Origin of the sequence: Pseudomonas sp. RL_5y_Pfl2_73 (assembly GCF_963970515.1) — a bacterium.
Taxonomy (GTDB): Bacteria; Pseudomonadota; Gammaproteobacteria; order Pseudomonadales; family Pseudomonadaceae; genus Aquipseudomonas.
Genome location: NZ_CAXAPD010000034.1, coordinates 36,935 through 56,356 on the forward strand (window position 1 = coordinate 36,935; position 19,422 = coordinate 56,356).

Sequence of the window (19,422 nt, forward strand, 5' to 3'; positions counted from 1 at the left end):
AATGCGGCGAAGCGAATCAGCTGAAAGAGCTGTTGCAGTGACCCGTGCAAGGACTGCACCAGTCGCGGTTGCCCTACCTCTAACCTGACCTGTCGCCGCTACGAAAAGTTTCGACTTTTTTTCGTCTGGGTGACCGGTTGGTTTCCCCCCCGGCTAGGCAGTCTAGGTCAGAACGTAGAGCGGTGCGGCTCGGTTCGTCGAATTGTCCGACAATCACGGCTTTTGTCGGCAATCTCTTACATGACAAAGGGGGATACGCACCGACGAAGTGCAGTTTTCTGAAAGAAAAAGAGTGTATAGGGGCGACGTTGTTTCATCGGCGTGCACGATGGAGTGGCGCAATGCACCATTGGAGAGCGGGTAGAGTGGAGGCGTTTTGATAGCATTTATGGGCACTGGAAACAGTGGGAGGTGTCCTGGGTATTTGGGTAGAATTCAGCCGGCCGGCGTCAGCAACCGGATCGGCTGTCCCGCCGCCCAGGCCAGCAGGTCTTCGATCATCAGGGAATAGAACCGCTGGTAATTCTGCCGGCTGACGTAGCCCACATGCGGCGTGGCCAGTACGTTATCCAGGGTTCGGAACGGATGGGCAGCAGGCAAAGGCTCCTGGGCGAATACGTCCAGGGCGGCGCCGGCCAGGCGCTTGTGCTGGAGGGCGTCGATCAGGGCGCTTTCGTCGATGATCGGCCCGCGGGAGGTGTTGACCAGCAGCGCCTCGGGTTTCATCCAGGCCAGTGCCTGGGCATCCACCAGGCCGCGGGTGCGTTCACCGAGCACCAGGTGGATCGAAAGAATATCGGCCTGCTCGAACAATGCCTGCTTACTCACGTAGGTCACGCCCGCTTCGGCGGCGCGCTCGGCGCTGAGGTTCTGGCTCCAGGCAATGACCCGCATACCGAACACCTGGCCAAACTGCGCCACCCGCGTACCGATGCTGCCCAGGCCGAGGATCGCCAACGTCTTGCCGTGCAGGTCGCCACCCAAGCCTTGTTGCCAGAGGCCGGCGCGCAGGGCGTTGGCTTCCTGCACCAGGTTGCGGGTCAGGGCCATGATCAGTGCCCAGGTCAGTTCGGGCGTGGCGTGCTTGTAGCTGTCGGTGCCGCACACCTGGATACCCAGTTCGGCGGCAGTCTTCAGGTCCAGGGCGGCATTGCGCATGCCGCCGGTGAGCAACAGCTTGAGATTGGGCAGGCGACGCAGCAGGCCTTCGTCGAACAACGTGCGTTCGCGCATCACGCAGATCACTTCGAAGTACTGCAAACGCTCGACGAGGGTGTCACGGTCAGCGGGATAGTCATGGAGAAACGTCACCTGGCCGACGCTGTCCAGCACCGACCAGTGCGCCACGTCACGTGCCACATCTTGCCAATCGTCGATGACTGCTATTTGCACCGCCATGGAACACCTCGTCAGGGAATGGGTTTGTCCAGCCAGTTCAACAGGGCCTTGTGGAACCGATCCGGCGCTTCCATCTGCGGGGCATGCCCCAGATTGGGGAACTCCACCAAAGTCGAATGGGGAATCAGCCCGGCGGCCCGCTTGCCCAGTACCTCGTAGTGGCCCAGCGTGGCCTTGACCGCCGGCGGCGCAATGTCCCTGCCGATGGCGGTGGTGTCGCTGGCGCCGATCAACAGCAGGGTGGGTACCGTCAGATTCTTGAACTCGTAATAGACCGGTTGGGTGAAGATCATGTCGTAGATCAGCGCCGAGTTCCACGCCACTTGCGTATGACCCGGGCCCTTGTTCAAGCCGGCGAGCATCTCCACCCAGCGCTCGAACTCAGGTTTCCAGCGACCACCGTAATAGGTCGTGCGCTCGTAGCGGCGAATGCCCTCGGCGTTGACTTTCAGCTCCCGTGCGTACCATTGGTCAACGGTGCGATAGGGCACGCCCAAGGCTTTCCAGTCTTCCAGGCCAATGGGGTTGACCATCGCCAGGCGTTCGACCTGGTCGGGAAACTGCAAGGCGTAGCGGGTGGCGAGCATGCCGCCGGTGGAATGGCCGAGGACGATGGCTTTCTGTACGCCGAGGGCTTTGAGCAAGGCCTGGGTGTTACTCGCCAATTGCTGGAAACTGTACTGGTAATGCTCGGGTTTGCTGGAGGTGCAGAAGCCAACCTGATCCACCGCGACGACCCGGTATCCGGCTTCGCTGAGCACCTTGATCGAATCGCCCCAAGTGGCGGCGCAGAAATTCTTGCCGTGCATCAGCACCACGGTGCGGCCATTGACCTTGCCTTGGGCCGGTACGTCCATATAGCCCATCTGCAGCGACTGGTCCTGGGACTGTAAAGCGAAGTGCTTGAGGGTGTAGGGGTATTCGAAGCCCTCCAACTGCGCTCCGTAGGCCGGGCCCTCAGGTGAATTGGCGGCCTGGGCGAACAGGGGTAGGGCGGCGGTGAGGAACAGGCTGGGCAACCAGCGCACGGTGGTGCGGGGCATGGTCAATCTCCTTGTGGCCGCCGCCGATCCTGGCGCGACGCGATTATGGCGACATTAACCAGTGGCAACCGAACAGCTCGAACGTTCAATCCATCCAACCCTGTGTCGCCAACGCGAGAACGCCGTAGCGCAGGCCCTTGGCAAGGGTCACGATCAGCAGGAAACGCCGCCACGGTTCGCCCATCACCCCGGCCACCAGGGTCAACGGGTCACCGATGATTGGCAGCCAGCTGAGCAGCAGCGACCAGCGGCCGAAACGCTGGTAGTGCACGCGAGCCTTGTCCAGGTGGGCCGGGCTGACCGGAAACCAGCGCCGATCCTTGAAGTGCTCCAGGCGCGTGCCCAGCCACCAGTTCACCAGCGAACCCAGGACATTGCCAGTCGTGGCGACCCCCAGCAGCAACCAGACCTCATGGCGTTCGCTGAGCAACAAGCCGACCAACAATGCCTCGGATTGCAGCGGCAACAAGGTTGCCGCGCCAAAAGCCGCCAGGAACAAGCCGATATAGGCTTCACCCATCAGTGGGCCGGGTAATCCGCCACTACGGTTTGGGTCCCGTCTTTCTTCAGGCCGATGACTTGGTAGGCATCGCTCATGCCGTCCATTTCCATGCCAGGCGAGCCCATGGGCATGCCCGGCGCGGCGACACCGAGCAAGTCATCGCGCTTGCTCAGCGCCAGCACTTGGTCGGCCGGGACATGGCCTTCGACGAATTTGCCGTTGATCTCGGCGGTGTGGCAAGAACGCAGGTTCGGCGCCACACCCAGGCGCTGCTTGACCGAACTCATGTCGGCCTCGACATGGTCGTTGACCTTGAAACCGTTTTCTTGCAGGTGCGAGATCCACTTTTTGCAGCAGCCGCAATTGGCGTCGCGGTGTACATCGATACTGATCGGTTCGGCGGCCTGGGCCAGGGTGGTCATGAACAGGGCGCTCAAGGCGAGCAGGTGCAGGGGATGGGCCATGGAGGTGCTCTCGTTTCAACGGTTGGGCGGGAGGATAACAGAGTAGCGAGCGCGAGCTGACGGGGGGCTGAGGCGGGGATTACAGAACTGTCAGGTTGGAAGGGCGATGAACATTCAAGGACGAGGCGGATGCCAGCAAGATGTTGGCGCGGTGTGGAAACTTGCTCTCTCACCAGGGGCCGTTAGCGGGGCATGTCGAAGCCCGGGCCGCCACGGTGATCAGGTCAAAAGACTGATACGACGAAACATACATAATTGCTCATGATTAACCGCCGCAGTTGCGCGCATACGCGCCTTCGGCTGTACCATGGAATCCCGTTGGCAGCCCGTCAGTCCCGCAGTACGGTATGGGCTTGGCAAGTCTCGGATACAGAACGGATACATTCAGGAAAAATTGGTAATGACTCACTCACAACGTTTGAAATACTCGATTCTGATCGTCCTCGTCGTCCTGGCAATCATGCTTGGGCTGTCGTGGATGCAGGGCAAGGGGATGATCAGCGAGCAGCTGTTTCAATACATCGCCATCGCCGTGGCGGTCATCGTGGTGGTGATCAACGGCGTGATGCGGCGCAAGGTCAAGTCCTGAGCGCCGGTTTCAATCCTTGGCCTGGAGCACGGCCATCGCACTGGGGTGCAGGCTGTAGCTTTTATCGGGGTTGAGGGTGACGACGCCCTCGCTGCACAGGCGCTTCAACACCTCGCGCACACTGAGAAAGGACAATGGAATGTCCAGTCCCAATAACTGGCTGTGCACCCCGCGCACGCCCAGTCTGCGGTTTTCATGGGCGGCCTTGAGCAGCGCGTCGATGACTTTTAGGCGAATCAGGCTGGTCCTGAGCCCGAAGCTCTTGAGCAAGCGCCTGATGTGGTCATTGCCGCCTCGCTCTGCAGGCCTGTCGAATACTCGGTGGGGGGCGCTCAGCGAGACACCGGTCGCCCTTGGTTTGCCCTCCATGGGCAGTTGCGCGTTACGCATGCAAAAACTCCTTACCAGCCTGATCAGAAAAGGTCACGGATACTCTCCTGTAATAGGACGAACGAGGACGCACAATCATGAGGGGCATCATGTGAAAAAAATGCCCTTGCCGCGTAAAACCGCCGTGCTCAAGCGGCTGTCAGCCATTAATTTTTTTTCATCCGGTTCGTTTCAAGGTAGGCACATTCCGGTTCAGCACGCGGCATGTGATTTCCCAGGCGGACCAAGTGTTTGTCTACTGTCGCACCGGTAGCCGTCCTGGTTTCTGAAGGGTTTCATCAGGAGTGAACGTGAGAATGTCCGGGCAGTTATCGAGGGTTGGCCTCGCAGGCGCTTTTCTGGGGATCGCCCTCGGGCTCAGCCCGGTGGTCAATGCGCAAGACGATGGGCAGCAAGCCAGTGCCGAGATCCGTCGCACCCGTTTTGGTGTGCCGCATATCCGGGCGCAGGATGAACGTGGGTTGGGTTATGGCATCGGCTATGCCTACGCCCAGGACAACCTGTGCCTGCTGGCCAATGAGATCGTCACGGTCAACGCCCAGCGCTCGCGTTATTTCGGACCGGAGCAGGTCACGATCGAGCAGCGGGAGAACCGCGTCAGCGATCTGTTCTTCAGCTGGCTCAACACGCCGCAAGCGGTTTCCGCTTTCTGGCAGGCCCAGACACCTCAAGTGCAGCAACTGGTCGAAGGCTACGTGGCGGGCTACAACCGTGCGCTGGTCGAACGCCAGGCCAAAGGCCTGCCTGAACAATGCGCCAGCGAGTGGGTGCGGTCGATCACGGCACTGGACCTGGTCAAGTTGACCCGCCGGCTGTTGGTGGAAGGAGGTGTCGGCCAGTTCGCCGAGGCCCTGGCCGGCGCGCAACCGCCCCAGGCGACCGCGCTCGTGGGTGCCCCGGTCACCGGTTTCGCGGCCGCCGCAACCCGGCAGCAGCGCTTTGCCCTGGAGCGCGGCAGCAACGCGCTGGCCATCGGCAGTGAGCGTTCGTTCAACGGTCGCGGGATGTTGCTGGCGAATCCGCATTTTCCGTGGCTGGGCGGGATGCGTTTCTACCAGATGCACCTGACCATTCCCGGCAAGCTGGACGTCATGGGCGCGGCGCTGCCAGGGCTGCCGATGATCAACATCGGTTTCAGCCAGCACCTGGCCTGGACCCACACGGTCGACAGTTCCAAACATTTCACCCTGTACCGCCTGCAACTCGACCCGAAAGACCCGACTCACTACCTGCTCGACGGCAAGTCTGTGCCGATGAGCCAACAGACGGTCGCGATAGACGTCAAGCAACCTGACGGCCTAGTGCAGACGCTTTCCCGAGTGGTCTATGGCTCGCAGTTCGGCCCGATCGTGCAATGGCCCGGTCGGCTGGACTGGGATAACCGGTTCGCCTACAGCCTGCGGGACGCGAACCTGGAAAACGATCGCGTGCTGGCCCAGTGGTACGCCATGAACAAGGCCGTCACGCTTAAGGATCTACAGCAGGCCGTCCATAAGATTCAGGGCATTCCCTGGGTCAATACCCTGGCGGTGGACGACCAGGGGCAAAGCCTCTACATGAACGTGTCGGTGGTGCCGAACGTCGACGCCGAGAAACTGGCTCGGTGCAGCGATCCCCGGGCCGGGTTGCGACTGATCGTGCTGGATGGCTCTCGCAGCGAGTGTGCCTGGGATATCGATTCCAACGCCGTGCAAAAAGGCATCTATGCCGCCGACAGGCTTCCGCAGTTGCTGCGCCGCGATTATGTGCAGAACTCCAACGATTCGGCCTGGATGGCCAACCCTTCGCAGCCGCTGTCCGGTTACTCCCCGTTGATCAGTCAGCAAGGCCAACCCCTGGGACTGCGGGCGCGTTTTGCGCTGCAGCGGATGGGCCAGTTAGCCAAGGACGGGCCAGTGAAGGTGGAGGATTTGCAGCGCATGGTCATGGACGATCAGGTTTACCTGGCTGACCAGGTGATGCCGGACCTGCTCGGCGTTTGCGCCGCTGACCTGGGGGGCGATGCTTCGACATTGGGCCAGGCTTGTGCCAGCCTCAAGGCCTGGGATCGCAAGGCCGGCCTGAATAGCGGCCTGGGGTTCGTGCATTTCCAGCACATCATGAACCGGCTGCAAGCTGTGCCTGATTCATGGCGCGTCGCGTTCGATCCCAAAGACCCGCAACACACCCCGCGCGGCCTGGCGATCGAGCGGCCAACAGTGCTCAAGGCCGTGCGCGATGCCATGCTGGCTTCGGTGGAGGCGGTAAAGGTCGCCGGGGTGTCGAAGGACAGCCAATGGCAAGACGTCCAGGTGGCTAGCAGCGGCAGCCGACAGACACCGATTCACGGCGGCCCCGGGGAACTGGGCATCTACAACGCGATCCAGAGTGTGCCGGGGGCGAACGGCAAGCGGGAAGTGGTCAGCGGGACCAGCTATCTGCAAGTGGTGACGTTTGACGGCAAAGGTCCGCAGGCCCAGGGGTTGCTGGCATTCTCTCTCTCCAGCGACCCGGCGTCGCCTTATTCGGCCGACCAGACCCAGGCGTTTTCGCAAAAGCAGTGGAGTGTGCTGCCATTCACCGAACAGCAAATCAAGGCCGATCCGCATTATCAGGCGTTGATTATCCGGGAGCGTGATGAGACGGGCAGGGTGGCGACGCAATAGCCGCTGGTGTGCGGTCACATTCAAACTGGATGTAGACCGATCCACCGCTCGCGAGCAAGCTCGCTTCCACAGGGGATTTGTGTTGGCCGGGAAATCGCAGGCTGGCACCGATCCAAGCTGTGGGAGCAAAGCTTTCAGTGAGTGGCCGGTCGTTGTCCGATGGAGTTGAGGACCGGGTTACCGTGCTTGTTCTGGGTCAGGTAGACCGGCAGCACCTTTGGCAGCGAAGGCACCAGGTTCTGCACTTCGCTGATGTTGTAGATACCACCGATCCGTAGGCTTCCGGTGCTGTTGTCGGCCAGCATGACGGGCCGGTCGAGGTAGCGGTTGATCAGCGGCAGTGCATCGCTCAGGGCGAGGTTATCCAGCACCAGCTTGCCGTTGCGCCATGCCAGCGAGCTGTCATTAGGGGCTGTCTCACGGACTTGCGGTTGGTGGTCGCCCGCCTTGTAGCTGGCTTGCATACCCGGGGAAAGCGGTAGGCCGTCACGGGTGATCGCCTGGTTGCTGGTCACCCTCACCGAACCCTCCAGCAGCGTGACCCGTACCTGGTCCTGGTACATCCATACGTTGAAGCGAGTGCCGGTTACGCGCACCTGGCCTTGGCCGGCCCGAACGACAAACGGGTGCTGTTTGTCGTGGCTGACGTCAAAAAACGCCTCGCCCTTTTCCAGCGTCACCCGGCGCTCGTTTTTATAGTTTGCAAATACCAGCTCACTGCCCAGGTTGAGTTCTACCTCGCTGCCGTCGCCCAGGGTGACATGACGCACGCTGGCGCCGGCTTCGAAGCGCTGGTAGGAATTGGCAATCCAGCCCAGGTTCCAGCCGGTGTACGCGGCCAGGGGCAGACCGACTACGAACACCGCAGCGGCGACCGCCAATCGGCTCCAGCGCGACCGGCGGCGGGGCGCTGGAGCGGCCGGCGCCGACTCGACGCGCGGCAGATGATCGGCAACAGCCCAGATCTCCAGCATGGCTTCGTATTCCAAAGCATGCAGAGGATCGGCATCGTGCCACTGCTTGAACGCCTGTCGTTCGGCATCGGTGCAATCGACGGCATGCAAACGCATGCACCAATGGGCAGCGGCATCGGTAATGGCGTCGTATTCGGTTTGCGAGAGGGTATGTTCGCTCATTGACTCTTCCTGGTTTGCCGCATTCTAACCTTGGGCATGAGCTGCCGAGAACCGCCACCATGGCGTTTACGCATCAATGAGCCTGTTTTTTTACTCAAACACTCGTTGTCGCCTACCGTCGCATACAGGGCGTGAAAAAAGATCAACCACCCAAACCCTTCACTGCGCGGCAATTTGCCGTGATGGAGTGGGGTCGAGTTGGCGTCCCAATTCACAAATCAAGAGTGTGAGCGAGTCGGCGTTGCGAAGTATGACGTCGATGCGTTTGTCCGGCAAAATCGGATCGAGAAAATCATCGCGAGCTTTATCCATGGTTCTGGCGCCGGTTATCTTCAGGATTTCCCGGGTGGTTTGCCTGTATTCAGGCAACAGCTCCAGCTTCTTGTAGGTGTTATCCATGCTGTCCCATTGCGTGAACAGTTTTGACTTTGGTGTGGTCAATGAAAGCCCGTTGAGTTGCAGCTCCCTTTGCTTGTCGTATTGCAACTTTGCGGCGTAAGTCGCTGTTGAAATCAAATCGAGAAATGGTAGTGCGGCGTCCAGGTAGATGATGTCGAACGTATTGAACAGCTGATGGGAAATTTCGTGGATGAAGGTCGCTCCCTGGGCATGCGCATCGACATTGAAGATGTCGGGTACGACGGCCTTGTACCAATCCAGGCCCAGGTCGAAAAAAAACTGCGTGATATAGATTCGTCCCACGGCTGCCGGCTCGAGTACGAAGGCGGTTGCTCGATCTTCCAGGTGCTTGAGGTTGCCGATCACGATGCGGTCGGCATTCTGTAGCGCCCAGGATGGATCGGCCAATGCCTGGCATATGGGAGAAATCGCCGCCTCAATTTTGCTGATAAGACGGGCGTCGACGCTGTTGACCCCAAAAAACAATCTCAGGAAATGATCCAGCCGAGAGCCCACAAGTGGTTGTCGCTTGAATTGCTCGAAGTTGTGAAGGGCGTTGAATGAGTAGAACCTCGCGGTCTCCAGTGCCTGCACGATTGCATTGGCCCGGTGCGGATATTTCCTGCGTATCTCGGCCATGCCCCGTGCTTCAATGTTCAATGAACCTTTGGCCTTTAAGTCGCTATAGGTGATGGCCAGCTTCGACCCGGCCTTGCCGAATCGAATGGTTTGGCGTTGCGGGTCGATTTCCCATGTCCGGCCGTCCGGGGACTTTTTCAATAAAGGCCCTTCACCGTGTTCGTGAATGACTCGCCAGGTCTGGCCGGCTTTTGCCACTTGATAGACCTTGCCGGCGAGTGGGATAAAAGACTTGCCATTCGCCGCAACCTTATAGATCCCGTCGCTCAGGCTAAGTTGAAGATTCGAGAGGCTGACGTCCGAGGCTTCGAAGACCTGGAGGTCGGTGCGCATCGGAGCCGTGCAAGAGATGTCCTTCCAGTTTGTCGCGGGTGTAGCGTTTCCAGAAACCGGTTCGATAGGGTCGAGAAGACCGAATGTATCCTCGCGGTTCAAGAAGCCAAGCGAGACCATCTCCGCGGCGCCTGCGATAAAATTGTGCAGGCCTGTTTTCCAGTCATGCTGTTGCAAGGCTTCGGCTGACCCCTTGAAGTCCTGATAACTCTCCCAGAGCGTTTCCAGGAAAGTCAGTTTGGCCGGTAACTGTCTTCCCAACATCCTGACCCCGGAGCTGAACAGATGCAGCACCGTTGCCCAATCAGACTGACGATGGTCCTGGTTTTGCGCGGTCAACATATCTGCCAGCAATGTCGCGTTGTCGTCATACAGCGTATGCAGAATATTTGTATTGATGGGGCTGAAGCCCAGAGTCATTTCCGATTGTTTTCCGCGCGTGGCTGCGAAGAGATTTTTGAACGTGGCTTGCTGGTCCTGGGGAAGCCGACGAATCAACAAATCCTGGAGCGCGCCGGGTGTATTGAATGCCGCGACGATGCTCGCTTCATCCTTGAACTCCTGTAACAGCTCGCCGTCATGGTAGGGCGAATACAGGACGTGAGGGCTGGTTGCATCGGTAGCCGAACTGAACAGGTAAAGCCCCAATGCCTTGATCGCGGCACCGCCTTCGGTTTTGATCAGCTCCAAAGGGCGGAAGAATGCGCTGACGCCCTCGACCGCTTGACGAGCGATGGCGTCCGGCATGTCCATGACTTGCCGGAACAGGTCGAATGCCGGAGGGGAAAGGTGTTGCTGTAGATACCGTGCGTGAGCGTACTGCAACAATTGCCACGGCAACTGTTGCCGAAAGCGCCGTTTTCTTGGCTGGTCATCCACAATACTGTTGGAAAGTGCTTGGGTTACATGGTTTTTATAGGCGGTCGGGATATCCAGCGACGACAACATTTGCCGTACGGCGCTCTCGTTCAAACCATCGGGCAACGGCTGCGTGGATGTCGACGAAACCTTGAAACCCTTTTTGGTCACCTCAACGTGATTCAACGCAAAATCGGTCAGCGAGCTGGCCGGTCCCACGATCGCGAGGTTGGGCGTGATCTGGATCGTTTCGGGGTTCAGGTTTTTCCGAGGAAAGCGCGCGTCCAATAGCGTTTGCAGTTTTTTATGCACATAGGTGCGCAGGGGCTCGATACCGTCCAGGTAATCCTTGCCATCGGACACGCTGTTTTTATATTGCTCAAGCACTTCTATGTGCAGGCGTTTTTCTTCAAGGGACGCAGTGCCAAGCCAGGCAGGTAGTTTCTGTTGCCGTTCATTTGCCTGAGCGATAGCGGTAGCGCGTTTCAGATTGGTGGGCGCGCCTTTGTTCAGGAGCGCCTGAAGACTGTGGACCAATGCCGATCCGGTCAGTTGCCAATCACCGGCTTCTAATGTGCTCAGATAGCCATACTCGGCCTCAAAGTATTTGATAAACGAACTCATCCGGTTGATCAGTACGTTGTCTTCGATCAATTCATAGGCCTGGAGTTGGTAGCGCCTATGGGGCAGGCGTTGAGTGACCGTTAAATTTTCAAGCAATGCAAAGCGTCTTTGGGAATCGAGCAGATCTTGATTCAATTGCCGGGTGGCCACCTCGACGGAAGGAAAAGCCCGCAAGCCATCGGCAGGTGTCCAAAGGATTGCCATGCCTGAGTGGGGAGTATCCAGCCCTCCACGCTCGGTTAATAAAAAACAATTGGCGAGCGGCAGCAGGACCGTTCGGCCTTCTTCGCCACAGGCGAGCGTCAACGAATAGACATCCGGCCGAAAGCCCCTGACCGTTTTGCGTTGCGAGCGGTCCGGGTAGTCTGGGTCGTAGACTAAAACTGCTCTGATCAGGTTATTTGCAATCGACGACAGACTCGAACCAAGCTCCCTGAGTTCGGCCTCGGCGCGGATACCCAAAGAAAAAACATTGGTCAGCTCAGCCAGTAGCGGCCTCAGCCCATTGAGCAGCGAAACGTTGGAGGATGTTGGCAACTGACTAAAGAGACCGTCGAAAGCCTCTTCCACATCGGTATAGCTCTTGCCCCTTCTTTCCAGTTGATCGGCCATGAAATTGGATGGGCGCAGGTCCCCATGAAACGCGGGACGAGTTCCCCAATGTCCGGCGGTTGGCTGCGCCAAGAGTCGTTTGTTGATGAAAGCGCGTATATCCAACGCCTTGTCAATGAGCGAGTGGATGTCGACATCGGCCTGGCGAGACATCTCCAATGCGTAATGGAAGTTATTCTTCTGCTTTTCAATTATTGCGCTTGCCAGGGTTTCGGCGACCGGTAAGTCCAGTGACTTGCCCGAAAGCTGCGGCTCATCGAAGCGCTGGAAGCGGTTACGCTCTTCCAGGCTCAAGAGGCTATAGATTTTCTCTTTTTCTACAGTGCTTGCGGATTGACCGTACAACCTGTCCTTGAAGCCCGTATAGTTGGTTATCTTTTGAACGCCGTCGAGGGGCGTATAAAGATAATGCCCCTTGGCGCTGATCATCATGGAGCCGGCAAGCTCCACGTAGTTCGGTTCATACTCCCAGAGTCGAATCGTTTCGATGAACAGCAGTGTTTCGTCTCGGCGAGAGGGACGCAATAACCGAAACAGCTCACGACTCTGCTCATCCGTCAGTTGTCCTTTCTCCCGTTCGATCAGGATGGACGCCGATAACCCATCGTGAATGACGCGAGATAGAAGTTTGCGTCGTGATATATAGAAAGAGGCGGCTCTTCCCTCCCAAAAGGCATCGATGCAGCTGATCAGCGTTGGAATCAGTGTTGTGGCAATGTCTTTTATGATGTTTTCCCATTGCTGCTGACTGTAGGACGATGCGGGCGTACCCGGATGAGTCAGATCGAAGTCATGCCCGGCACGCCACCCCTGATGATGGAAGTAGTCCAGGACTGCATTGCTCAGTGGGATGCTTTCAGTCACCGGGATTGCCTTCGGATCTTGCGGGTGAGTCTCCTTGGAGAACGCCACGCGGATCTGTCGATGATCCAGATCCGGCAGCGCCTCGTTCAATAGCTGGTCAAGCATCGATCTTAACGAGGGCAATTTGATCAGTTCATTCACCATGGCCAAGGCATTGAGGCTCTGGGCGTGCTCGATGGATTCGAGCTGGGTCTTGAAAACATCCTCTTCGATGAGTCGCCGGGTCTGCCTGATGTCGGTGGTGCTGTTCAGTTCGCTGCGTTGGGCAATCGACAAGAGACGAAACAGGTCATCGCGTTGCGCAGTGTCCCGGCGCATCTGGTCAATCTGTGCTTCGAGGGATACCAGGTTGTCGAATTTTTTGATTCCACCACTTGGCGTGTAGAGGAACACCGGGTGGGTGCTGGTTTCGCTGCTGTTCGACGAGGTGCTGAGGACAAAGCAGCCGGCCAGTGCAATGGGCGGTTTTTCATCGGCTTGCAACAGAATGGTTTCGGCGAACATCGGGGGTGTCTGCGCTGCGCGCTGGGTGTGGTCGGGCAGGGCAATGTGCTGCAACCAGTCGAGGTCTGCCTGCGTCAAGTCGTGGGTGGCGGTCAATTCGTCCAGGCGATGGGCGTGCAATACCTCGGGAAATAAAAGCGGCGTGGTTTCAGTGAGCATCGTTGCTTCTCGATCAAGGCGCCTCAAAACGACGCGAACGTGGAGGAGCCGCCAGACTAGGCAACGATGGCTGAGCAAAGGTGGTACATAGTTACCGCACGCTGGTTTCTGACCTGTCAGGCAGGGCAGGCGCCGTGGTAAGCATTGACAGTGCGCGCCTGAAACGGTGTTTAATCACCCGGCGGGTCCTTTTACGCTGTTGCTACCTCCAACAATCATTCTGGAGCTTCAGATGTCTGCGCCATCCGATCATGCCGCTTCTTGCACTTTGTCTTTCGATGCTCTGGTGAGCTTGCTGGAGAAAATTTTCCTGCGTCATGGCTCGTCGGCCGAAGTCGCTCGGTGCCTGGCTGAAAACTGCGCCGGGGCCGAGCGCGACGGTGCCCACAGCCATGGGGTGTTTCGCATTCCCGGCTATGTCTCGACACTCGACAGCGGTTGGGTCAACGGCAAGGCCGTGCCGGTGGTCGAGGACGTCGCTTCAGGGTTTGTCGCGGTGGACGCCGGTAACGGGTTTGCCCAGCCGGCCCTGGCCGCCGCGCGTCCATTGCTGGTGGCGAAGGCCCGCAGTGCCGGTATCGCCATCCTGGCCATTCGCAACTCCCATCACTTTGCCGCCCTCTGGCCGGATGTCGAGCCGTTTGCCTATGAAGGCCTGGTGGCGTTGAGCGTGGTCAACAGCATGACGTGCGTGGTGCCCCATGGCGCAGACCGGCCATTGTTCGGTACCAACCCCATTGCCTTCGCCGCGCCACGGGCTGGCGGTGAGCCGATTGTCTTCGACCTCGCCACCAGCGCCATTGCCCACGGCGACGTACAGATTGCTGCACGCAAGGGCGAGTTGTTGCCGCCGGGGATGGGCGTGGACAGCGTCGGCCAGCCGACCTGCGACCCCAAGGCGATTCTCGAAGGTGGAGCGCTCTTACCCTTTGGCGGGCACAAGGGCTCGGCCTTGTCGATGATGGTCGAGTTGCTGGCGGCGGCCCTGACTGGCGGTAATTTTTCCTTCGAATTCGACTGGCACAACCATCCGGGCGCCAAGACCCCGTGGACCGGTCAGTTGTTGATCGTGATCGACCCCACCAAGACAGCTGGGCAAAACTTCGCCGAGCGCAGCCAGGAACTGGTCAGACAGATGCATGGCGTTGGGTTGCGGCGCTTGCCGGGAGACCGTCGCCATCGCGAACGCAGCAAATCCGATGAGCATGGGATTAACCTGGACGAGCAGACCCTGGCGCAGTTGCGCGAGTTGGCAGGGACTTGAACAGCCCGCTGTGGCGGCCAGCCTGGCTGCCACTGCCTTGCCGTGACACGCTGCGCCAAGCCTTCTACTATGATGGCTTCTTTTCTGTGGAATCGCCTGGATGAGTAAGCCCGGCCAAACGGTGCTGGTTGCGCTGCGCAAAATGATCGCCTCGGGCGAGTTGACCGCTGGCGAGCGCTTGATGGAAGTACCCACGGCCGAGCTGTTCGGCGTTTCGCGCATGCCGGTGCGCATGGCGTTTCGTACCCTGGAGCAGGAAGGGTTGCTGGTGCGCTTCGGCGGACGAGGTTTCCAGGTGCGCTCGGTCAGTGCCGAGCAGATCGCCGGGGCCGTGGAGGTGCGAGGCGTGCTGGAAGGTCTGGCAGCACGGCAGACGGCCGAGTATGGCTTGTCTGAAGAGGCCCGCGCGATACTCGAGCAATGCCTGCTGCAGGGCGATGAACTGTTCGCCAAGGGCTATGTGACCGAGGAGGACCTGGAGGTCTACCACGACCTCAACATGCGTTTTCACCAGGTGATCGTCGAAGGCAGCCACAACCCGGCGATTGCCGATGCCCTGGCCCGCAACGACCATCTGCCATTCGCCTCAGTCACCGCCCTGGCGGTGGATCGCCAGAACATGGCCGGCGAATTTCGTCGTTTCAACTATGCCCATATGCAACACCATTCGGTGTTCGACGCCCTGATCAACCGCCAGAGCGGCCGCGCCGAGGCAATCATGCGCGAGCATGCTAACGCGACCCTGCGTTACGCCGAAGTCTTCGGCTCGACGCTGGCTGACGAGCGGATGACGGTGATTCTTCGTTCGGAGTGAACAGCCCCAGTTGTGGATGGATTTGTGAACCCAGCACAAATCCCCTTGTGGGAGCGAGCCTGCTCGCGATAGCGCCGGGTCAGCTTGCATCAATGCTGGATGTTCCGGCCTCTTCGCGAGCAGGCTCGCTCCCACAATGTTTTTCGGTGAATGCAGAATTTGTATTCAGCACAAATCCCCTGTGGGAGCGAGCCTGCTCGCGATAGCGGTGGGTCAGTCACTATCAATGCTGCTGAGCTGACGCCATCGCGAGCAGGCTCACTCCCACAAAAGGCCTGTGTTAGAGGTCCAGTACCAGCATCGGTGTCTTGGACCTGGAGCAACATGGCGTGAACTGGTCGTTGCAGGCCTGTTCAGCCTCGGTCAGAAACATGTCCCGATGCTCTGGTACACCTTCGAGCACACGCGTCAGGCAGGTGCCGCAGACACCTTGTTCGCACGAGATCGGAATCTCGATGCCATGGCGCTCCAGCGCCTGCACCACACTGCAGTCCGCCGGCACGTCGAACACTTGGCCGCTGCGGGCCAGCTTGACTGAAAAGCTGCCATCGGCACGGGTGTCGGTGGGGGCTGCGGCAAAGTATTCGCGGTGCAGGCGGTCTTCCTGCCAGCCCTGGCCCTTGGCGGTGTCGAGGACGTGTTGCATGAACCCGCCGGGGCCGCAGACGTAGAGGTGTACGTCGTCACTGGGCGCGGCCAGCACCCTGGCGGCGTCCAGCAGGGTTTCAGGTTCTTCATCGAAATGCAGGAAGACCCGGTCGGCATAAGGAGACTGGCGCAGACGCTCGACAAAGGCCGCGCGGTCCCGGGCGCGGGCGCAGTAATGCAACTCGAACGCCGCACCGCTCTGAGCCAGGTGCTCGGCCATGCACAGGATCGGCGTAATGCCGATCCCTCCGGCAAACAACAGGCTGCGCCGGGCTTGCGGGGCGAGCGCGAACAGGTTGCGCGGCTCGCTGATGTGCAAGCGCATGCCTGGCTGGATCAACTCATGCAGGCTGCGCGAACCGCCACGGGACGCGGGGTCCTTGAGTACGCCAATGAGGTAGCGATGCCGTTCTTCGGGATGGTTGCACAGCGAGTACTGACGAATCAGCCCTTCAGGCAAGTGCACATCGATATGGGCACCGGCGGTGAAGGCCGGCAACGGCTCGCCATCGACACGCGTCAACTCGTAGCTGCAGATATCGAGGGCTTCGTTGTGTCGCGCTGCGACCTGGACTTCGATCATGACCGTTGCTCCACCTGTTGCGGTTGATGGTTGCTGGCGATCAACCCGGCCTGTGCTTCCCGTTCCCGTGCGATCCAGCGCTCCAGCACCCGGCGAGACTGTACGCCGCCAGCGTCGATGTTGAGTTTGAGCAAATTGCGTTGCGGATGGTCCAGCAGGTTGCGCTGCTGGCGTTCGAGCATTTCCAGGTCTTCGCTGAAAATCTTGCCCTGGCCTTCGTGAATGGACGCGGTGAGGGCGTCATCCTGTGGTTGGAAGTGCCGGGCCATGCCCCAGAAGTACCAGATCGACGTCTCGGTTTCCGGCGTAATGAAATCCACCACGATGCTCGACGCCTTGAATTGCGGCGCAGCGTGATAACCGCCGTTGCCGGCATGGGCCACGCCGACTTCGATCAGCACATGGCTGGGCGGGGTGAAACGGCAGATTTGCCAGCGGTCCACCGGCACGTCGTCGGCCAGGTTGTTGCCGCGCAAAGCCATGCGCCAGAACGGCGGGGCCATGATGTTTTCCATGTGCCGGGCGGTGACCACTTCATCACCTTCGACCGTGGTCACCGGCGGCGCCTCGTCGATTTCCTTCTGGCCGATACTCGAGGCGTGGACGTAGGTTTCGTGGGTCAGGTCCATCAGGTTGTCGATCATCAGGCGATAGTCGCACTGGATATGGAACAGGCCGCCACCGTAGGCCCATTCATCGCTTTCGGCCCACTCCAGATGATGGATCAGCGCCGGGTCGGCCAGCGCCTGGTCACCGGGCCAGACCCAGATGAACCCATGCCGTTCCTGTACCGCAAAGGTCTTGTTGCAAGGGAAGCCTCGTACTCGTTGCCCTGGCATCTCGACGGTCTTGCCGTCGCAGCCCATCACCAGGCCGTGATAACCGCACACCAGGTTGCCATTTTCGACATAACCCAAGGAGAGCGGGGCGCCGCGATGGGGGCAGAAGTCTTCCACGGCCGCGACCTTGCCTTCATGCCCCCGGTAAAAAACCATCTTCTCACCACAGATCTGGCGACCCAGAGGCTTGTCGACGATTTCATCGGGGGTGCAGGCAACGTACCAGGCATTTTTGGGGTACATGAGGGATCTCCAGGCGGATGTTGTTCTTATCTATGGATCCATTAACTCTCTTAACTAATTTGCTTGTCAACGTTTTTGCGGGTCGTTCGGACAACTGGTTTTATCAATGGATCCATTGGTGCGGGCGTAGGTATTCGCCTCAAGAGCGGTAGATCACCGGTGCCAGGGCTTCAATGAACGCCTACATGTGCGCTATGGTCCGCACAACCTATATTTCGACCGGATGGGCGGGCGCCTGATTGTCTCCCGGGCTTGTTGTTGCACAGTAGGAGTGATCCATGAAAACCAAAGCGGTACTCACTGAGCAGGACGTCGCGCAATTGCTGGTGGCGGTCAAGGAGCTGGCTCACCAGCGCCAATGGGCGGTGTCGGTTTGCGTGGTGGACGACGGTGGTCATCCCCTGGGGCTGCTGCGCCTGGACGATGCCTCGCCATTGTCGGCCTATATCGCCACCGAAAAAGCGCGAACCGCCGCCATGGGGCGGCGCGACAGCAAGGTTTTCGAGGACATGATCAATGGGGGACGTTACGCGTTCCTCAGCGCTCCGCACTTGCAGGGGATGCTCGAGGGCGGCGTGACCATCCGTCATGACGGCCAGTGCATTGGTGCTATCGGGGTGTCTGGGGTCAAGGCTGAGCAGGATGCTGAACTGGCCCGTCTGGCGGTGGAGACGGTGTTGCCGGTGATTACTCCGGATGCCTGAGGTGGGAATGGCCGGTTTTGTTGATCGGGTACATATCCATTTTCGCGGTAACGGCTGCTTAGGGTTCCGCTCTCGGCGTTTTTCAAGGTAGTTGTCGCGTCACCGTCTAACTATGCTGCTCTTTTCTCGGCTGGCTGCTCCCGATCCGGGTTCAGCAGCACCGTGCCTATCGGCTCCCAGTTGCGTGTCTGGCCTGGCCAGCGTTCCGGATTGTTCTCCCTCGCCTGCTCGTACACTTCATGACGCCGAGCCAGGATTTGCCGATCCAGCCCTTGGTGCCGTTCGGCCGGGGTCACGTAACGGATCCGGCTATGCCGGTGTTCGTGGTTGTACCAGCGCATAAAATCCCTGACCCAAACGCGTGCGGCCTCCAGGCTGGCAAAGCCATCCACCGGCCATTGCGGGCAATACTTCAACGTTCTGAACAACGACTCCGAGTACGGATTGTCGTTGCTCACACGCGGTCGGCCACGTGACGGTGTGATACCCAGGTCATGCATTTTGCTCAACAGCGTCAGCGATTTCATCGGCGCACCGTTGTCCGAGTGCAGCACCAGCGACTCGCGCAAACATTGTTCGCCGATCACGCTGCGTTGCAGCAGCGCAGCCGCCTTCTCGCCGCTTTCCTCTTCGTAAACCTCCCAGCCCACGGCCTTGCGGCTGTAGATATCCTCAATCAGGTACAAGTAGTAATACTTTCCACGCACCGGCGAAGGCAGGTATGTGATGTCCCACGACCACACCTGATTCGGCCCTTGGGCGGCGTGCGTCGTCGGCACCACGTGCCGTCGCGGACGCTGGCTGCGACCTCGATGCTGTTGTTGACCTGCTGCACGCAGCACCCGATAAAACGTGGCCTCCGATGCCAGGTAGCGCTGCTGATCGGCCAGCCTCGGCACGATCTGACTCGGCGGTAGATGAGCGTAGGCCGGGCTGTTGCACAGCGTCAGGATCGCTTGTCGTTCGCTCTCGCTCAACGCATTGCGCGGCGTGGGGCGTACCGTGGTGGTTCGGGCATCCGCCTGAACAACTTCGGTTTCGGTCCAGCGCTGCAAGGTTCTGAGCGAGAGGCCGACTTCCTGACAGGCTCTGATCTTCCGGGCTCCGGCCAGCTCTGCTTCATGCAACCAGGTCACGAGCAATTGCCGTTCCGGCAGAGCCGTCAATT

15 protein-coding genes are annotated in these 19,422 nt (G+C 59.4%); 5 read left to right on the top strand and 10 right to left on the bottom strand.

What is annotated here, in order from left to right; genetic code table 11:
- Positions 1 to 435: 435 nt before the first annotated feature.
- The 4 genes from AACY42_RS24790 to AACY42_RS24805 form a co-directional block, all read right to left on the bottom strand.
- Positions 436 to 1,398: a D-2-hydroxyacid dehydrogenase family protein gene (locus AACY42_RS24790; protein WP_339482952.1), complete on the bottom strand. Its 963-nt coding sequence runs from the start codon at positions 1,396 to 1,398 to the stop codon at positions 436 to 438.
- Positions 1,399 to 1,409: 11 nt separating this feature from the next.
- Positions 1,410 to 2,441: an alpha/beta fold hydrolase gene (locus tag AACY42_RS24795; protein WP_339482953.1), complete on the bottom strand. Its 1,032-nt coding sequence runs from the start codon at positions 2,439 to 2,441 to the stop codon at positions 1,410 to 1,412.
- An 85-nt stretch (positions 2,442 to 2,526) separates the two neighbouring features.
- Complete coding sequence (locus AACY42_RS24800) at positions 2,527 to 2,961, bottom strand: YqaA family protein (protein WP_339482954.1); 435 nt, start codon at positions 2,959 to 2,961, stop codon at positions 2,527 to 2,529.
- The gene (locus AACY42_RS24805) at positions 2,961 to 3,407 is read right to left on the bottom strand and encodes a DUF411 domain-containing protein (RefSeq protein WP_339482955.1); all 447 of its coding nucleotides are present in this window, start codon (positions 3,405 to 3,407) and stop codon (positions 2,961 to 2,963) included. The genes AACY42_RS24800 and AACY42_RS24805 overlap by 1 nt, the downstream gene beginning before the upstream one ends.
- A gap of 400 nt (positions 3,408 to 3,807) precedes the next feature.
- Here AACY42_RS24805 and AACY42_RS24810 point away from each other — a divergent pair, with 400 nt between their 5' ends.
- Positions 3,808 to 3,996, top strand: coding sequence for a hypothetical protein (locus AACY42_RS24810; RefSeq protein WP_003202135.1), 189 nt, complete (start codon positions 3,808 to 3,810; stop codon positions 3,994 to 3,996).
- Between the two features lie 9 nt (positions 3,997 to 4,005).
- On the opposite strand, the gene AACY42_RS24815 is transcribed toward AACY42_RS24810, so the two are convergent.
- Positions 4,006 to 4,386, bottom strand: coding sequence for a fe2+ zn2+ uptake regulation protein (locus AACY42_RS24815; RefSeq protein WP_339482957.1), 381 nt, complete (start codon positions 4,384 to 4,386; stop codon positions 4,006 to 4,008).
- 296 nt (positions 4,387 to 4,682) lie between these two features.
- Here AACY42_RS24815 and pvdQ point away from each other — a divergent pair, with 296 nt between their 5' ends.
- Positions 4,683 to 7,031 carry a bifunctional acylase PvdQ gene (gene pvdQ / locus AACY42_RS24820; RefSeq protein ID WP_339482958.1) on the top strand — a complete coding sequence of 783 codons (2,349 nt, stop codon included), beginning with the start codon at positions 4,683 to 4,685 and terminating at the stop codon, positions 7,029 to 7,031.
- Between the two features lie 134 nt (positions 7,032 to 7,165).
- Here pvdQ and AACY42_RS24825 read toward each other — a convergent pair whose 3' ends face one another.
- Together AACY42_RS24825 and AACY42_RS24830 are read right to left on the bottom strand one after the other, a co-directional pair.
- Complete coding sequence (locus AACY42_RS24825; RefSeq protein WP_339482959.1) at positions 7,166 to 8,167, bottom strand: FecR family protein; 1,002 nt, start codon at positions 8,165 to 8,167, stop codon at positions 7,166 to 7,168.
- 159 nt (positions 8,168 to 8,326) lie between these two features.
- Positions 8,327 to 13,159: a dermonecrotic toxin domain-containing protein gene (locus AACY42_RS24830; RefSeq protein WP_339482961.1), complete on the bottom strand. Its 4,833-nt coding sequence runs from the start codon at positions 13,157 to 13,159 to the stop codon at positions 8,327 to 8,329.
- A 232-nt stretch (positions 13,160 to 13,391) separates the two neighbouring features.
- On the opposite strand from AACY42_RS24830, the gene AACY42_RS24835 reads away from it, so the two are divergent.
- Both AACY42_RS24835 and AACY42_RS24840 read left to right on the top strand, forming a co-directional pair.
- Positions 13,392 to 14,423, top strand: coding sequence for an Ldh family oxidoreductase (locus AACY42_RS24835; protein ID WP_339482962.1), 1,032 nt, complete (start codon positions 13,392 to 13,394; stop codon positions 14,421 to 14,423).
- A 100-nt stretch (positions 14,424 to 14,523) separates the two neighbouring features.
- On the top strand, positions 14,524 to 15,237 hold the full coding sequence (locus AACY42_RS24840) for a GntR family transcriptional regulator (RefSeq protein WP_339482963.1): 714 nt from the start codon (positions 14,524 to 14,526) through the stop codon (positions 15,235 to 15,237).
- A gap of 280 nt (positions 15,238 to 15,517) precedes the next feature.
- Here AACY42_RS24840 and AACY42_RS24845 read toward each other — a convergent pair whose 3' ends face one another.
- Together AACY42_RS24845 and AACY42_RS24850 are read right to left on the bottom strand one after the other, a co-directional pair.
- Positions 15,518 to 16,468, bottom strand: coding sequence for a PDR/VanB family oxidoreductase (locus AACY42_RS24845; RefSeq protein ID WP_339482964.1), 951 nt, complete (start codon positions 16,466 to 16,468; stop codon positions 15,518 to 15,520).
- Positions 16,465 to 17,550, bottom strand: a complete 1,086-nt coding sequence (locus AACY42_RS24850; RefSeq protein ID WP_339482965.1) for an aromatic ring-hydroxylating dioxygenase subunit alpha — start codon at positions 17,548 to 17,550, stop codon at positions 16,465 to 16,467. The genes AACY42_RS24845 and AACY42_RS24850 overlap by 4 nt, the downstream gene beginning before the upstream one ends.
- A 278-nt stretch (positions 17,551 to 17,828) precedes the next feature.
- Here AACY42_RS24850 and AACY42_RS24855 point away from each other — a divergent pair, with 278 nt between their 5' ends.
- Entirely contained in the window at positions 17,829 to 18,254 is a 426-nt protein-coding gene (locus AACY42_RS24855) for a GlcG/HbpS family heme-binding protein (RefSeq protein WP_339482967.1), read from the top strand.
- Positions 18,255 to 18,364: 110 nt separating this feature from the next.
- On the opposite strand, the gene AACY42_RS24860 is transcribed toward AACY42_RS24855, so the two are convergent.
- Positions 18,365 to 19,422: IS3 family transposase (locus AACY42_RS24860; RefSeq protein WP_339482968.1), on the bottom strand; the 1,058-nt coding region annotated here is incomplete at its 5' end.

Bases quoted from the DNA above. Each gene is read 5' to 3' on its own strand.
- AACY42_RS24845 (WP_339482964.1), bottom strand. From the start codon at position 16,468: ATGATCGAAGTCCAGGTCGCAGCGCGACACAACGAAGCCCTCGATATC.
- pvdQ (WP_339482958.1), top strand. From the start codon at position 4,683: ATGTCCGGGCAGTTATCGAGGGTTGGCCTCGCAGGCGCTTTTCTGGGG.
- AACY42_RS24840 (WP_339482963.1), top strand. From the start codon at position 14,524: ATGAGTAAGCCCGGCCAAACGGTGCTGGTTGCGCTGCGCAAAATGATC.
- AACY42_RS24825 (WP_339482959.1), bottom strand. From the start codon at position 8,167: ATGAGCGAACATACCCTCTCGCAAACCGAATACGACGCCATTACCGAT.
- AACY42_RS24810 (WP_003202135.1), top strand. From the start codon at position 3,808: ATGACTCACTCACAACGTTTGAAATACTCGATTCTGATCGTCCTCGTC.
- AACY42_RS24830 (WP_339482961.1), bottom strand. From the start codon at position 13,159: ATGCTCACTGAAACCACGCCGCTTTTATTTCCCGAGGTATTGCACGCC.
- AACY42_RS24790 (WP_339482952.1), bottom strand. From the start codon at position 1,398: ATGGCGGTGCAAATAGCAGTCATCGACGATTGGCAAGATGTGGCACGT.
- AACY42_RS24795 (WP_339482953.1), bottom strand. From the start codon at position 2,441: ATGCCCCGCACCACCGTGCGCTGGTTGCCCAGCCTGTTCCTCACCGCC.
- AACY42_RS24805 (WP_339482955.1), bottom strand. From the start codon at position 3,407: ATGGCCCATCCCCTGCACCTGCTCGCCTTGAGCGCCCTGTTCATGACC.
- AACY42_RS24835 (WP_339482962.1), top strand. From the start codon at position 13,392: ATGTCTGCGCCATCCGATCATGCCGCTTCTTGCACTTTGTCTTTCGAT.
- AACY42_RS24815 (WP_339482957.1), bottom strand. From the start codon at position 4,386: ATGCGTAACGCGCAACTGCCCATGGAGGGCAAACCAAGGGCGACCGGT.
- AACY42_RS24800 (WP_339482954.1), bottom strand. From the start codon at position 2,961: ATGGGTGAAGCCTATATCGGCTTGTTCCTGGCGGCTTTTGGCGCGGCA.
- AACY42_RS24850 (WP_339482965.1), bottom strand. From the start codon at position 17,550: ATGTACCCCAAAAATGCCTGGTACGTTGCCTGCACCCCCGATGAAATC.
- AACY42_RS24855 (WP_339482967.1), top strand. From the start codon at position 17,829: ATGAAAACCAAAGCGGTACTCACTGAGCAGGACGTCGCGCAATTGCTG.